The sequence below is a fragment of the Jiella mangrovi genome (assembly GCF_017815135.1).
Taxonomy (GTDB): Bacteria; Pseudomonadota; Alphaproteobacteria; order Rhizobiales; family Rhizobiaceae; genus Jiella; species Jiella mangrovi.
The window spans coordinates 136503-150295 of record NZ_JAGJCF010000009.1; the positions used below are offsets into that span (position 1 = coordinate 136503).

A 13793-nucleotide genomic window follows, 5' to 3' on the forward strand; every position below is an offset into this window, starting at 1 on the left:
GCGCCCGGCCGGCCGTCCCGCTCTGACGATCATCAGCCATTCTTGCCGTCGTCGTAATAGGTGCCCGGCGACAGGGTCTTGGCCGGACCGACCAGCTTTTCGCCGCCGATCTTCGCCAGGATCTCGTAGAGCTTTTCGGTGTCCTTCGCCTCCGCCGTGCCGGAGCGCGCCGGAATGCCCTCGCGGTAGCGATCGCGGAGCTTCACGAAGGTCTTCTCGTCGCCCGCCTTCATCAGGGGCTTCAGCGCCTCCCAGGCTTCGTCCGAGCTTGCGAGCACATCCTTGGTCGCCTTGTCGGCGGCCAGGAATCCCGCGATCGCCGCCTCGTTGTTTCTGGCGAAGGCGTCGCCGAACACCCAGCCGATCGACGCGACCGGACCCGACGTGCCGAGCTTCATGGCGGCGTCGGAGCCCGAGACGAGCGTGCGAAACCCTTCCGCCTCCAGACGCGCGGCGTAGTGCCAGAAGTTCAGGACGGCGTCGAGTTCGCCCTGCCGCGCCTTTTCCGCCAGGAGCGGTGGCGCCCCGTAGACAATGTAGTTTTCCGCCGACAGATCCAGCCCGTTATCCTTCTTGGCCAGCGCCTGGATCAGGAGCCAGTTCTTGTCGAGCGGACCGCCGGCGACGCCGATCGTCTTGCCTTTGAGATCGCCGAGATCTTCCACCTCGCTGTCGCCTTGTATCATCAGCGAGCCGACCGACGTCGAATAGGGCACGAAGGTGAAGTCGGCGCCCTCCGCGCGCATGCGCGAGACCCAGAGCCAGTCGGAGACGATCATGTCGACGCTGCCGGCCTGGAGCGCGACGGCGGATGCGTTCTCGCCGGCGAAGGGCACGATCTCCACGTCCACTCCGGCCTTTTCGTCGAGACCGGCGCGCTTCATCGCGTCGAGTTCCCAGTTCACCGTTCCGAATTTCAGGACGCCGACGCGGATTTTGGCGATATCCCGGGCCTCGGCAAAACTGGCGGTGAAAATCAGCGCGAGCACAGCACCCACGGCGCATAACAGCCGCATGACGATCCTCCCAAAATCGACGATGCCCGCCTCTATGATAGAGGCTCGAGCGCGGCAAGGCGATGGGCGAGGCTCCCGAAACGAGGAAAAGAAAAGTGAGGCTACGAGCGTGCGTCGATCGCCTCGGCGATCTCGTCGGCCATCTTCAGGAGGCGGACGATGACCGGCACGACGAGGGTCAGGGGGGAAGGTCTGCGGCCCCTGGCGCTCTGCGCCTCGCGGACTTCGGCGGTGATCTGGCCGACGGCCGGGATGAAGCGGATGGCGAGCGAGATGGCAAGGCTGACGCGCCCGGCATCGAGGCCGAGGCGGGCGAAGGGCGACAAGGCACGCTCGATTGCCGAAACGAGATCGGCGGTGCGGGTGGTGAGGGTCACCAGCCCGGCCGCGAGAATCAGGGCCGCAAACCGTATCACGACGAGGACCGCATCGGCCGGGCCGGCCAGCCAGATCTGCGCGGCAAAGAGGATCGCGAGGAGGAAGGCCACCGGCCGCAACTGGGCAAGGACGAGGCGCGGCCCAAAACCCGCAATGCCATAGAGCGCCAGAACGATGCCGAGGAAGCCGCCGGCCAGCCAGAGTGAGGTCAGCGTAAGAACGAGCGTTCCGGCAAAAGCCAGCGCTGCAATCTTCGCGCCGGCGCCCATGCGATGCAGCACGCTGTCGCCCGCCCGGTAGAGGCCGGCGATCACGAAACGAGCCGCAGATAGGTGGCGATCGCTTCCCGCGGCGCGGCGTCGGCGACGATGCGACCCTCACCGAAGACGAGAACCCGGTCGCAGGTCTCGACGAGGGACAGGTCATGGGTGACGAGGACGACGTTCTGCTCGAGCGCTTCGACGGCGGCCATCATGGTTCTCGTATTGCGCCGGTCGAGCAGCGTCGTCGGCTCGTCGAGAACGAGCCATTGCGGCTCGAGGATCAGGACACCGGCAAGCGCCACCATCTGCCGTTCGCCGCCGGAGAGTTCATGGACGAGCCGGTCGCCGAAGCCGGAAAGGCCGAAGCGCTCCAGCGTCGCCTCGACCTTCGCCGTGATCTCGGGTCTTGCGAGGCCACGGCCCTTGAGACCGAAGGCGAGATCCTCCCCGACGGTCGGATAGACCACCTGATTGTCCGGATTCTGGAAGACGAAGCCGACCTTGCGGCGCACCGCCTTCGCCTCCTTGCCTGTATCGAGCCCCTCGACCGTCACGCTTCCCTGCGTGGGAACGAGAAGCCCGTTGAGAAGCCGCGCAAAGCTGCTCTTGCCGGAGCCGTTGGCGCCGATGATGCCGATGCGGCGCTCGGACAGGGCAAGCTCGATGCCCGACAGAACGAGGCGCCCGCCGCGTTCGAGGCGAACGCCCGAAAGTGTAATCATCGGCCGGCGCGGCGTTTCAGGGCCGGCCATGCGCCGGGCGGATCATCGGGTAGGCGCGCTTGACCATGACGATCGCCGCGGCCGCAAGGCCCGCCTTGATCAGGTCGCCGGGAATGAAGGCGGCCGAGCCGGCCGCCGCCGTTTCGAGCGGCACGCCGCCGACCAGCGAGATCCAGGGAATGCCGATGCCGTAAAGGATCACGATGCCGCCGAGGCTCGCCGCGAGGAAGGCGGTGACGAAATTGAGGCCCTTCCAGAGCCGTTCGACGAGGAAGCCCGTCACGGCGGCAGCCGCGATCCAGCCGAAGATGAAGCCCGCCGTCGGGCCGGCGAAGATCCCGAGGCCGCCCCGGCCGCCGGACAAGAGCGGCAGGCCTACGGCGACGAGGAGAACGAAGAGCAGCATGGCGAGCGCGCCGCGCTTTGCCCCGAGAATTCCGCCGGCGAGCATCGGCCCCATCGACTGGGCGGTGATCGGCACGGCGATGGCCGGGATCATCAATGGCGGGAAGGCGCCGAGCGCGGCCATCAGGGCGGCAAAAAGCGCGATCAGGACGATGTCACGGGTCGGCACGGCTCATTCCTTTCGCAACGCGGACGAACTGGCCTGCCAGTGACCGCAACGCAGCGCAAAAATCAACGGGCGGGCATCAGGCCGCGTCGTTCCGGGCGGGCGAGGCAGGCGCCTTCGGCATGTCAGCTTTCGGCCGGGCGGCGGTCTTCCTGCGCCAGCGCCCGGCCCGGTTTCCGGCGAGAATCCAGTAGACGAGCGAAAAGGTGAGCGAGGCGACGAGGATCGCGGTCTGGACGCTCATATGGGGCACATCCGGCCCGTAGGCCGCGAAGAGGACGAACATGCCCCCAAGAAGCCCGGCGACCAGATGCAGGAGCAGCGACGACAGGCCGGCGATCTCGCTGATGACCATGAAGACCACCCAGGGCACGAAAGCCGCCGCCCCGATCTGCACCGCCTGGGCGCCGAAGTAGAAGGCCACCTCGGCGACGAACACCGGATCGAGCGCTGCCCCGTCGCTGACATTCATGAACGGCCAGAGCATGGCGAAGGCCGCCGTCAGACAGGCCGCGACATAGGCCAGAGGCACGACGAACAGAAATCTCAGGACCGTGCCCATGGCGGCGAAGCTTTCCTCATCTCGGACGGGTTGGTTACCCAATCTCGCAGGGTGGCGAAAGTAGCGTTTCACGCGTGGTCCGCGAAACCCTCTCCCGGATTAAGGATCGGAAAGAACGCGGTCTCCACCCGCCAGCGCGCGGATGCGAGCCGGCGCAACGATGGCCGCGTCGTGACGCGGCAGGCCGTCGTCGACGGCGGCCACCATGCCGTCGGCTCCAGCCCTGCCGCCAGTGCCGGCCCGATGGGGCCACTGCTACCGGTGGCATTCTCGCTCGGTCGCAAGGCCGGCAGGGTCGGCGTCGGAGCTCGCCGCAGCGAAGGCGCCCTCTACCGGGTCGATGACACGCTCCGCACGTGTGCCCATCGTCCGCAGTGAAAGTCGCGGACGCGCCGTCATCTCCGTCAATGCCGCGCGGAGCATCGGGGCACGCGGCCGCTGGAACGGCAGATCGGCCCCCTTCGCTCTCGGAAAATGCGAGGTGTGATGGGTGGTTTCCCGACTATCTGATTTCGGTTAGCAGGACCAGACGGCGGACGTTCCCAGCAGGTTCGCCACCCATTCCTGCGTCCATCTGGCTACCCATGATGATTTCAATTCGCGATGCCATCAACGACGACATTCCCGCGATCTTCGAAGTCCGCACGAACGTCCGTGAAAACCATCTATCGGTCGAGCAATTGGCTGAGATGGGCATCACGTTCGAGACAATTCGAGAGGCGCTTCGCCAGCATCCCTGCATATGGGTCGCCGAACAGGAGGGTCGGATCGTCGGCTTCTCGATGGTGGACGTTGAGGATGCCTGCCTGTTCGCCGCTTTCGTTCGCCCGGATCGTGAAGGGCTGGGCATCGGCCGCCAACTCGTGGAACGAGCGGAAGCGTTCCTGTTCGAACGCTACTCCTCGATCTGGCTTGAGACCGACGGCTCGTCGCGAGCCGCTGGCTTTTACGAACGTTTGGGATGGAAGCGCATTGAAGGGTTGGAAAGCGGCGATGCACGGTTTGAGAAGGATCGGCCTCGGAGCAGCGGCTGAATTGAACGGCGGCTTCGGGGCCGGGTAACGCCTCGCTGAACAACCGCAAAGGGTCGCAAGCCGACGATGCCGCTCTGACCCCCATCTGCAAGCCACGTCGCACTCCCGCCTCACGCCTCCGCTTCGCGGTCGCTTTCGGCCTGCTCCACCGCCCAGACGCTCGCGGCTTCGACGGCGACCGGCGAGGAAGTCGGGATGACGCCGATATAGCTGTCGGTCTGGCTGGCGGGAACGCCCGGGCGCTGGGTCATGCGGTAGAGCGCGTAAAGCGCGATGGCGCCGAAGGTCAGGCTGAGCACCAGCCAGAAGGTGAAGGGGCCCGCCCGTTCCATCGCCCAGCCCGTCGCCAGCGGGCCGAGGATCGCGCCGAGCCCGAAGGTGAAGACGAGACCGCCGGACGCGGCCGGCATGTCTTCGGAGGCGAGGAAGTCGTTGGTATAGGCGAGGAACAGTGCATAGAGCGGCGTCGTCATGCCGCCCGCCAAAAAGGCCGCCGCCATCAGTGGCCACAGCCCGCCCTCGGCGATCCAGCCGAACAGGCAGGCTGCCGCCCCGATCAGGGACGCGACGAAGATCAGCTGGCGTCGATCGACGTGGTCCGAAATCCAGCCGATCGGATATTGCAGGACGAGGGCGCCTGCGAACAGCATCGCCACGAACAGGGAAATCTGGTCTGCCGTCATGCCGATCAGCGTGCCGAAGACGGCGCCCATGCCCGATTGCGTCGCATAGACGCTGCCCAGAAGAAAGATGCCGATCGTGCCGAGCGGCGATCGGCCGTAGAGATCGCGAAGCGGCATCGGCCGCGTCACCTCCGTGCGCGGCGCCGGGGCGACGGTCAGAAGGATCGGCGCGAAGGAGATCGACACCAGGATCGAGGCGCCGATGAACAGCGCCGAATTGCCCGCGTCGCCCAGCGTCAGAAGCCCCTGGGCGCCGATGATGCCGAGCGTCTGGGCGATCATGTAGGCCGACAGCACCTTGCCGCGGGTCTCGTTGGTCGCCGCATCGTTGAGCCAGCTTTCCGCCGTGACGTAGACCCCCGACATGCAGAAGCCGATGAGAATGCGCAGCAGGGTCCAGGCCCAGGGCTCGGCGAGGAGGGGAAAGGCGATCAGCCCCGCCGACATGAAGCTGCCGAGCGCCGCGAAGACGCGGACATGGCCGACATTGCGGATGAGCGACGGCGTCAGCCGGGCGCCGGAGAGGAATCCGACGAAATAGCCGGATGTCACCACGGCGAGCGCCGTGGCCGAAAACCCCTCCAGCCCGCCGCGCAAGCCGATGAGGGTGAAATGCATGCCGTTGCCCAGCATGATCAGCACGATGCCGACCAGAAGCGCCCAGATGCTGGACAAGACTTTCAACATCGGCCGCCCCCGAGCGCTGATCCGGGTTTCCTGATCCCCGGCGTTCAGCCGATCCTAGTGCGCTTCCTGTGGGCAGGTTGGCCTGTTTGCGCAGGGGAATGACGGAAACACGACCTGCCGCGGGGCAAGAACGGACGACAGGGCATCCTCGGCCGCACGGTCGCGGCGCCCGCGGGCTGTCGCAGGGTGGCTCGGGGCGGCCCCGCGATTGGCACCGATGCTATCGCGGGCCGCTCCTGCCAAACCGTCAGTGGCCGCGCTTCTTCAGCCACGCCTTCATCTGGGCGATCTCGGATTGCTGGGCCTTGATGATGCTTTCGGCCAGGGCCCGCGCCTCCGGATCCTTGCCATAGTCGAGCTCGACCTTCGCCATGGCGACGGCGCCCTCGTGATGGGCCAGCATTCCGCGCATGAAGTCGATGTCGGCATCGCCGGTCAGGGGCGCCGCCATGCCCGCGTTCATGCTTTCCATCGCCTCCATGAAGGCCTGGCTCGACGGCGCCGCGTCGCTCATGTCGCTCATGCCCGGGATGGCATGGCCCGTGCCATGGTCCATCGTCATCGGCGCCGCCGTCCCGGACTGCGCCATCACCGCGCCTGCGGTGTCGAGCATCGCGGCGGCGGCCAGCACTGATATCTTCATCATCGATGTCATCTCCCGCGGAGGTCCCACGCCCCCTGTGCGAAAGAGATGGAGCTTCCGGTAACTGGAAGGTCAATGGCCGCGCAAACTCGTGCCCACGCTTCTGGCCGCGGCGTGGCCTGTGGAGAGATGGATCATGGCCTCGCGCTCGTCGCGGCTTTCAAGGGATCGGCCGGTCTCGGCAGAACAGCCGCCTGAAGCTGTCGCGTTCTTGTCCGCCGCAGGCATGGTCAGCCCAGCACCGGCCAGCACAGCCGACATCGGACCCAGCCATATCCAGCAGCCCGTGAGCGGTGGATCCGCTCCGTCGCTTTCAGCAACGATGCTGCCCTTAGCCGGCCGCCGCCACAGCCTCGCGATCCTTCTTGCGCATGCGCTCCGACTCCGACTTCAGCTGTCCGCAGGCCGCGAAGATGTCGCGGCCGCGGGGGGTGCGGATGGGGGAGGCGTAGCCGGCCTGGTTGACGGTGTCGGCGAAGCGCTCGATCTGGTCCCAGTCGGAGCACTCATAGGCGCTGCCCGGCCAGGGGTTGAAGGGAATCAGGTTGATCTTCGCGGGAATGCCCTTGAGGATCTGCACGAGGGCCTTTGCGTCTTCGATGGAATCGTTGACGCCCTTGAGCATGACGTATTCGAAGGTGATGCGGCGGGCGTTGGACAGGCCCGGATAGGCGCGGCAGGCGGCCAGCAGCTCCTTTAGCGGATACTTCCTGTTGATCGGCACCAGCTCGTCGCGCAGCGTGTCGTTCACCGCGTGGAGCGAGATCGCCAGCATCACGCCCATCTCGGCGCCGGCCTTTTCGATCATCGGCACGACGCCCGAGGTCGACAGTGTGATCCGCCGCTTCGAAACGGCAAGGCCTTCGCCGTCCGAGACGACCGCAAGGGCCGCTTTCACACCGTCGAAATTATACAGGGGCTCGCCCATGCCCATCATCACGACATTGGAGACGAGCCGGCCTTCGGACGGCACGATCGCCCCGGCCGGCGTCGCGGCGTCCGGGAAATCGCCGAGCCGGTCTCTGGCGAGCAGTACCTGGCCGACGATCTCGTCGGGCGTCAGGTTGCGCACGAGCCGCTGGGTGCCGGTGTGGCAGAAGGTGCAGGTCAGGGTGCAGCCGACCTGGGAGGAGACGCAGAGCGTGCCGCGGCCTTCCTCGGGGATGTAGACCGTCTCGATCTCGACGGGGCGGCCGGCGCCCCTGGGCGGAAAGCGCAACACCCATTTGCGGGTGCCGTCGACGGAAATCTGCTCGGTGACGATCTCCGGCCGGGCGATGGTGAAGGCGGCCGAGAGCTTTTCGCGCAGCTCCTTCGAGACGTTGGCCATCTGCGAGAAGTCGGCGACGCCGCGCACATAGAGCCAGTGCCAGAGCTGGGCGACGCGCATCTTGATCTGTCGGGGCCCGACGCCGACAAAGGCCAGCGCCTCGCCCAGCTCCTCGCGCGACAGGCCGATGAGGGAGGGCTTTTCGCCCAAGGCCTGCGGGGCGGCCGGGATCGCTGCGCCGGCGAGCGCGCGTTCGGCGAGCACGGAGCGGTTTTCCTGGGGCTTCAGGTCGATCGAAACGGCCATGACGGTCCTTCGCGAAATCGTCTCGCCGGCGGCGCGGTGCGGCCGGCGAAGTCGGGCGCTGCCTCTCGCGGGCGCGCGGATGTATCGGATTGAGGCAACACATGCCCGTTTTGCTCCGATACTTCAAGGTCCGGCGGGATCTGCCCTGCCGCCGCGCCCTCAGCTCTCGTCGTTCGGAATGTTGAGGATATGGCCGCAGGCCTTGCAGTGGACGGCGTCGGGATCGTGCCGCTGCAGGCCGCATTGCGGGCAGTCGTGATGGACCTTGGTCGGCTTGAAGATCGCCTGGGCGAGCTGCACGAAGAGGGAGATGCCGATGATCATCACGACGATCGACGTCAGCTTGCCCCAGGGGCCATCCAGCGTGATGTCGCCATAGCCGGTCGTCGTCACCGAGGCGACGGTGAAGTAGAGGGCGTCGAGATAGCCTTCGAGGCCGGCACTGCGGAAGAAGGTCGTGTAGATGAAGCCCGTCGCCAGGAACAGGAAGGTGACGAGGTTGAGAACGGCGCGCAATGGCAGTTCCCATTCGGCGAGGCCCTTGCGGCGCAGGGGCTGCCACAGCCGCCCGGTCTTTGACAAAGACCACAGCCTCACGATCCTGAGGAAGCCGAAATTGATCAGCGTCTCCGGCCACAGGAGCGTGACGAGAATGAACAGGTCGAGCAGGACGACCGGCTGGCGCAGCCGCCGCAACGGCCGGCGCGAGGCGAGCGTGCGCGCGCAGATGTCGATGAAGAGGATCGCCGCGACGGAATAGTCCACCGCGAGGAAGGCCTCGGTGTTCTTGAGAACCGGCTGGGCGATGAACAAAGCGATGATCGCCAGATCGACGATCAGCACGGCCGCCTGGAAGCGCAGCGCCTTGCGGCTGTCGCCGTGATAGAGACGGCGAAGGCCGATGCGCAGGCGAGCGCCCGGGCTGTCGTAGCTTGGGGCATTGCGGCGATGGGAGAAGGGCTTGGCGGCCGGCATCGGCATCCTTGAGAGCTTGGCTGTGGCAAGCCCATATAGGCGACGGGCGGCAAGACGCCCGCATTTGATGAAGATTGCCGGAGTTCAGCCATGTCAGAGACGCAGCCGACCACGACCGACCGGCCGAAGATCGCCATTACCTATTGCACGCAGTGCCAGTGGCTTCTGAGGGCCGCGTGGATGGCGCAGGAGCTGTTGTCGACCTTCGGGCCCGATCTCGGCGAGGTGGCGCTGGTGCCCGGCACGGGCGGCGTCTTCGAGATCCGCTACGACGGCGAGCCGATCTGGGAGCGCAAGGCCGATGGCGGTTTTCCCGAGGCGAAGGTCCTGAAGCAGCGGGTGCGGGACCGCCTCGATCCCGGCCGCGACCTCGGCCATAGCGACCGCAAGTAGAGGGCGCGACCGCAAGCAGAGGATTTGCGGCTTTGCGGGCGGTCAGTTCTTCGTGACGAGCCGGTGGACGAGAGCGAACACGATGATCGTCGCCGCGACGCCGAGAAGACAGGCGATCGTCGAAAAGCCCCGGTCGCTCATCAGATTATAGGCGACGAAGGCGCAGGTCGCCCCGACGAGCATATAGATCGTAAAGCCCAGATCCTTCACGATTTCGACGACGAATTTCATTGCAGATAGCTCTCGAATTTCGCGAAAGCTGCGCGCGATTGCGGATCGCTGCCGTTGATGACGCCAGCCAGCGCCACGAACGGGGCGAGATCGTCCTCGACCAGGCCGTAAAGGAGGTCGACGTTTCTGTCCGCCAGCTTCTGCCACAGCCTCGGATTGATTTTCCGCAGCCGTTTCGACGAGTTGGACGCCTGTTCGATCGTGCCCTGGATGGAGACCGGCATCAAAGCGAGGCTGACGACGCGATTGGCGGCCTGTTTGGAGATGACCCGGGTGACGGCGCGGGGCCCCATCTTGCTCACGACGATATCGGTCACCGTCTTCTTCGCGATGACCTTGCTTGCGAAGGAGATTCCCCTCAGCTCCAGGTGATACTGCAGTTTTTCGATCGTCGAATCCGGCAGCCGGTCGAGGCATTCGGATACGACGATCGTGATCACCGACAGCAGGATTTCCCGGTTCTCGAAAGCGGCCTTCATGAGGCTCCAGATGCGCCGGTTCTCGGCGAAGTTTTCTTGCTGGACGTCCTTGCCCAAGAGGCCGCTGTCCTCGACCGTGCGCCGGGTGCCGTAATAGAGGCCGATGGGAATTGAGGACACGCCATCGATGACGGCGCCGCCTATATCGAGGATGCGATCCACTGGAGCCTCCATGCACCTCCATTTTATCAACCATGGATAGTGCAGGATGTAGAAGAAAACAATCTAAGCGGGAAATTGCTGGTCCCCAACCGGCTTCGATCTCGGCTTGAAGGCGGCCGTCAAATGCTTCGAACGGGCGGAATTCAGCCTTCACCTTGGTTCGCCGCAGAGCCACAGTTTCCCGTGTTGCATGCCTCTTCATGACAAATGCTTCATGACCCAAAGGTAACGCAACATCTGGCTTGCATCGGCAATTACCTCCCCATGACCGGCAGCGCTCAAGGGTCCGACACTTCGGTCCCCGCTGCCCGGCGCCTGATGAGGAGGACCATCATGTCCAGGAACGCCATTCTTGCGATCACGCTCGCATCTGCCACCGCTCTCGCCAGTGCGAGCTATGCCGCGTCGAGCGACGCCAGCACGGCAGCCAACGCCAACGGCCAGGCCCAGACGAACCAGATGACGTCGAAGGTCGACAAGACGGCCGAACGCGACTTCACGAAGCTTTCGAAAAAAGGCTATTCGGCCTTCCGCGATCTGCGGCTTGCCCGGCTGGCGATCTTCGACGGCAAGACGAAGGAGGCCTCGAAACTGCTCGATGAGGCCAAGACCGCGATGCAGGCGGCGTCGAAGGACGACACGCAGTTCATGAAGGCCGAAGCCGACATCACGCCGCCCAAGGGGGCGGCCGGCGCGGCGTCGAAGACGGCCATGAACACGCAGGGCCAGTCCGCCGGCACGAGCGACGACCAGATGAGCACCGCCTCGACGACCGGAGACAATTCCGACGCGCAAAACCCGTCGAACAAGCCGATCGCATGGCTTCCGATCGATGGCCAGATGACCGTCGCGGAGGATTTCTCCGCCTCTCCCGAAAAGGCGGCGGCCGTGAAGAAGGCGAACGAATCGCTGAAGAAGGGCAACCGCAAGGAGGCGCTCGACACGTTGAAGCTGGCGGGCATCTCGGTCGAATACACAATGGTCATCGCGCCGCTCGACAAGACGCAGGCGCAGATCAAACAGGCGTCCGAGGACGTTGCCGATGGCAAGTACTACGAGGCCAATCTCGCGCTGAAGAAAGCCGAGGACGCCGTCAGGATCGATGCGGTCGACGTGGTCGGAACGCCCGAAAAGGCTGCCGCTAAGTCATCGGATGCGGCCTCGACCAAGGCATCGGCTTCCGCTTCCGAATCAAAGGCAATGAAGAGCACAAACTCGACCAACTGATGGTCCGCTGCGCTCACTTCCCGCTCTTCATGGGCGGGAAGTGCTTCGTTCAAGTTTCAGCCGGGATGCGCGCGCCGCGATGAATGATTGACGCACCAAAGAGGGATGAACCGCGGCGAGCGGGGCATGGCAAGCTCCAGTGAGCACAAGCAGGAATTGAAAAAGTATAATTTGCGCTTGATAGCTTATCAATTGCCAGTTTGCGGAGCACGTTTCCCAAAAGACAAAAACCGGCTGCTTCCACAAGCTTATCGCGAAAAAATCAATCCGGATTTGCGCGATCAGAGGTTTTAAATTCCATTGATTCACTGAAGAGTTTCAGCTGACCGCGTGAGAAATTCGGCCGGGTTAGTTCGAGCGTCAGCGTAAGTTCACAAAACGATAAGGTAAAACCCGTCATTAACCATTTGTTAACCGGGGCCTCGCGCAAGCTTTAGACGGCAATGTCACTCGCGAAACATGAATGCAGTTCGTGCGTATGCGAGGAGTGACTATGGCTTTGGCCATTGGCGGGCAGGCCCAACAGATCATGACGAACCTTTCCGGGCTCGGAGCACGCAAGCTCTCTGCTCTTGGCCTCGTCGGATTTCTGGTGGTCGCATTGGTTGGTCTGGGAAGTTACTATCTCTCCCGGCCGGACATGGAAGTCTTGTATTCCGGCCTCGATCGGACCGACATCACGCGCATCGGCGCGGCGCTGACCGAAGCCGGCATCTCCTTCGACGTGGATGCCAAGGGCGACGCCATCCTGACGCCTTTCGCGCAGACGGCTCCCGCGCGAATGCTTCTGGCCGAGAAGGGGCTGCCGCGCTCCGAGAACGCCGGCTACGAGCTCTTCGACAATCTCGGCTCGATCGGCCTGACCTCCTTCATGCAGGAAATCACCCGTGTGCGGGCGCTCGAGGGGGAAATTGCCCGCACCATCCAGTCGCTCGCCCATGTTCGGGCAGCCCGTGTCCACATCGTTCTGCCCGATGAGGGAAGCTTCCGCCGCAACGAGCGCAAGCCCTCGGCGAGCGTCGTCATTCGCACGGATCAGCCGGAAGACTTCTCCTCGGCGCAGGCGATCCGCCATCTGGTCGCGTCGGCGATACCCGGCATGACACCGGACGAGGTGACGATCCTGTCCGCCGACGGCACGCTGCTGGCCTCGGGCGATGATTCGACCTCGAGCGCGCCGACCAAGCTGTTCGGCATCGAGCGGATCGTCGGGAAGAGCGTGGAGGACTCGATCCGCCGCACCCTGTCGCCCTATCTCGGCATCGGCAATTTCCAGACTTCGGTGACGGCACGACTCAACACGGATCGCAAGCAGATCAGCGAGCGGACCTTCGATCCCGACGTGCGCGTCGAGCGCTCGACCCGCACCATTCGCGAAAACGCCCAGAGCGAGAACTCGACCAAGGAGAACGCCGTCGGCGTCCAGCAGGATATCCAGCCGGCCGGCGGTGCCGCCGAGACCAACAGCGGCCAGACCTCGCAGGAAAACAACGAACGCCGCGAGGAATTGACCAACTACGAGATCAACGAGAAGACGGTCCAGACCACGAGCGAGGGCTATAGCGTCGAAAAGCTTTCGGTCGCCGTCGTCATCAATCGGGCGCGGCTGAAAGAGGCGATCGGCGAAAACGCCACCGATGCCCAGATCGATCAGCGTCTTGCGGAGATCCAGGCGCTCGTCGCCTCCGCGTCCGGCCTGTCCGAACAGCGCGGCGACCAGCTGAAGGTGACGGCTGTCGACTTCATCGACTCCAGCACCGCGCTCGAACCCGTCCCCGGACCCGGTATCGGCGAAATGTTCATGCGCCAGTCCGGCACCCTGATCAACGCCCTCACCATCCTTGCCGTCGCCGTCATGGTGATCTGGTTCGGCCTGAAGCCCGCGATCCGCGCCATCGTCCAGACCCCGAACAATCAGGAGGAGGCGGGCCTCGAGCTGGGCGGCGACGAGCTGCCTGGGCTGGGCCTGGACGATGGTCCCGGCGGCCTCGAACTGCCCGGCGGTTTCGACTTCGCGCAAGGTACACCGGATATATCCCAGTTCGGGGGCGGCGTGCCGGCTTATCTGGGCCAGTTCGACGAGGTCGAGAGCGAAAGCCCCAGAGCCCGTATCGAGCGGCTGCTCGATCAGGACGAAGTCAAGGCGGCGAATGTCTTGAAGCAGTGGATCAACCATAAAGAGGCGGCATAA

Annotated in this window: 16 protein-coding genes; 5 read left to right on the forward strand and 11 right to left on the reverse strand. The window is 64.7% G+C overall.

All coding sequences use genetic code 11. The features are described from left to right. Positions 1-32: 32 nt before the first annotated feature. The 5 genes from J6595_RS13620 to J6595_RS13640 form a co-directional block, all read right to left on the reverse strand. Positions 33-1016 carry an ABC transporter substrate-binding protein gene (locus J6595_RS13620; protein ID WP_209595105.1) on the reverse strand — a complete coding sequence of 328 codons (984 nt, stop codon included), beginning with the start codon at positions 1014-1016 and terminating at the stop codon, positions 33-35. A 101-nt stretch (positions 1017-1117) separates the two neighbouring features. Next, the gene (locus J6595_RS13625) at positions 1118-1708 is read right to left on the reverse strand and encodes an energy-coupling factor transporter transmembrane component T family protein (RefSeq protein ID WP_209595106.1); all 591 of its coding nucleotides are present in this window, start codon (positions 1706-1708) and stop codon (positions 1118-1120) included. Then, entirely contained in the window at positions 1705-2409 is a 705-nt protein-coding gene (locus tag J6595_RS13630; RefSeq protein ID WP_425342154.1) for an energy-coupling factor ABC transporter ATP-binding protein, read from the reverse strand. Before J6595_RS13630 ends, J6595_RS13625 begins: the two co-directional genes overlap by 4 nt. After that, a complete protein-coding gene (locus tag J6595_RS13635) occupies positions 2396-2953 on the reverse strand; it encodes a biotin transporter BioY (protein ID WP_209595107.1) in 558 nt (185 codons plus the stop codon). Before J6595_RS13635 ends, J6595_RS13630 begins: the two co-directional genes overlap by 14 nt. Positions 2954-3029: 76 nt before the next feature. Continuing rightward, the gene (locus J6595_RS13640) at positions 3030-3512 is read right to left on the reverse strand and encodes a hypothetical protein (RefSeq protein ID WP_209595108.1); all 483 of its coding nucleotides are present in this window, start codon (positions 3510-3512) and stop codon (positions 3030-3032) included. A 171-nt stretch (positions 3513-3683) separates the two neighbouring features. Between J6595_RS13640 and J6595_RS13645 the strand changes: the two genes are divergently transcribed. Both J6595_RS13645 and J6595_RS13650 read left to right on the forward strand, forming a co-directional pair. Further along, positions 3684-3890, forward strand: a complete 207-nt coding sequence (locus J6595_RS13645) for a hypothetical protein (RefSeq protein WP_209595109.1) — start codon at positions 3684-3686, stop codon at positions 3888-3890. Positions 3891-4096: 206 nt separating this feature from the next. Beyond that, entirely contained in the window at positions 4097-4546 is a 450-nt protein-coding gene (locus J6595_RS13650) for a GNAT family N-acetyltransferase (protein WP_209595110.1), read from the forward strand. 110 nt (positions 4547-4656) lie between these two features. Here J6595_RS13650 and J6595_RS13655 read toward each other — a convergent pair whose 3' ends face one another. The 4 genes from J6595_RS13655 to J6595_RS13670 form a co-directional block, all read right to left on the reverse strand. Beyond that, positions 4657-5916 (reverse strand): MFS transporter, encoded by a 1260-nt coding sequence (locus J6595_RS13655; RefSeq protein WP_209595111.1) that lies wholly within the window; start codon positions 5914-5916, stop codon positions 4657-4659. Between the two features lie 247 nt (positions 5917-6163). Then, entirely contained in the window at positions 6164-6562 is a 399-nt protein-coding gene (copM, locus tag J6595_RS13660) for a CopM family metallochaperone (RefSeq protein ID WP_209595112.1), read from the reverse strand. Between the two features lie 328 nt (positions 6563-6890). Then, positions 6891-8135, reverse strand: coding sequence for a dual-specificity RNA methyltransferase RlmN (rlmN, locus tag J6595_RS13665; protein ID WP_209595113.1), 1245 nt, complete (start codon positions 8133-8135; stop codon positions 6891-6893). Between the two features lie 159 nt (positions 8136-8294). Continuing rightward, on the reverse strand, positions 8295-9110 hold the full coding sequence (locus tag J6595_RS13670) for a potassium channel family protein (protein WP_209595114.1): 816 nt from the start codon (positions 9108-9110) through the stop codon (positions 8295-8297). A 90-nt stretch (positions 9111-9200) separates the two neighbouring features. Here J6595_RS13670 and J6595_RS13675 point away from each other — a divergent pair, with 90 nt between their 5' ends. Further along, positions 9201-9503 carry an Rdx family protein gene (locus tag J6595_RS13675; RefSeq protein WP_209595115.1) on the forward strand — a complete coding sequence of 101 codons (303 nt, stop codon included), beginning with the start codon at positions 9201-9203 and terminating at the stop codon, positions 9501-9503. A 42-nt stretch (positions 9504-9545) separates the two neighbouring features. Here J6595_RS13675 and J6595_RS13680 read toward each other — a convergent pair whose 3' ends face one another. Both J6595_RS13680 and J6595_RS13685 read right to left on the reverse strand, forming a co-directional pair. Then, positions 9546-9734 (reverse strand): hypothetical protein, encoded by a 189-nt coding sequence (locus J6595_RS13680; RefSeq protein ID WP_209595116.1) that lies wholly within the window; start codon positions 9732-9734, stop codon positions 9546-9548. Further along, positions 9731-10387: a hypothetical protein gene (locus J6595_RS13685; RefSeq protein ID WP_209595117.1), complete on the reverse strand. Its 657-nt coding sequence runs from the start codon at positions 10385-10387 to the stop codon at positions 9731-9733. Before J6595_RS13685 ends, J6595_RS13680 begins: the two co-directional genes overlap by 4 nt. Positions 10388-10708: 321 nt before the next feature. Between J6595_RS13685 and J6595_RS13690 the strand changes: the two genes are divergently transcribed. Beyond that, on the forward strand, positions 10709-11602 hold the full coding sequence (locus tag J6595_RS13690) for a YfdX family protein (protein ID WP_209595118.1): 894 nt from the start codon (positions 10709-10711) through the stop codon (positions 11600-11602). A 493-nt stretch (positions 11603-12095) separates the two neighbouring features. Continuing rightward, entirely contained in the window at positions 12096-13793 is a 1698-nt protein-coding gene (gene fliF / locus J6595_RS13695) for a flagellar basal-body MS-ring/collar protein FliF (protein WP_209595119.1), read from the forward strand.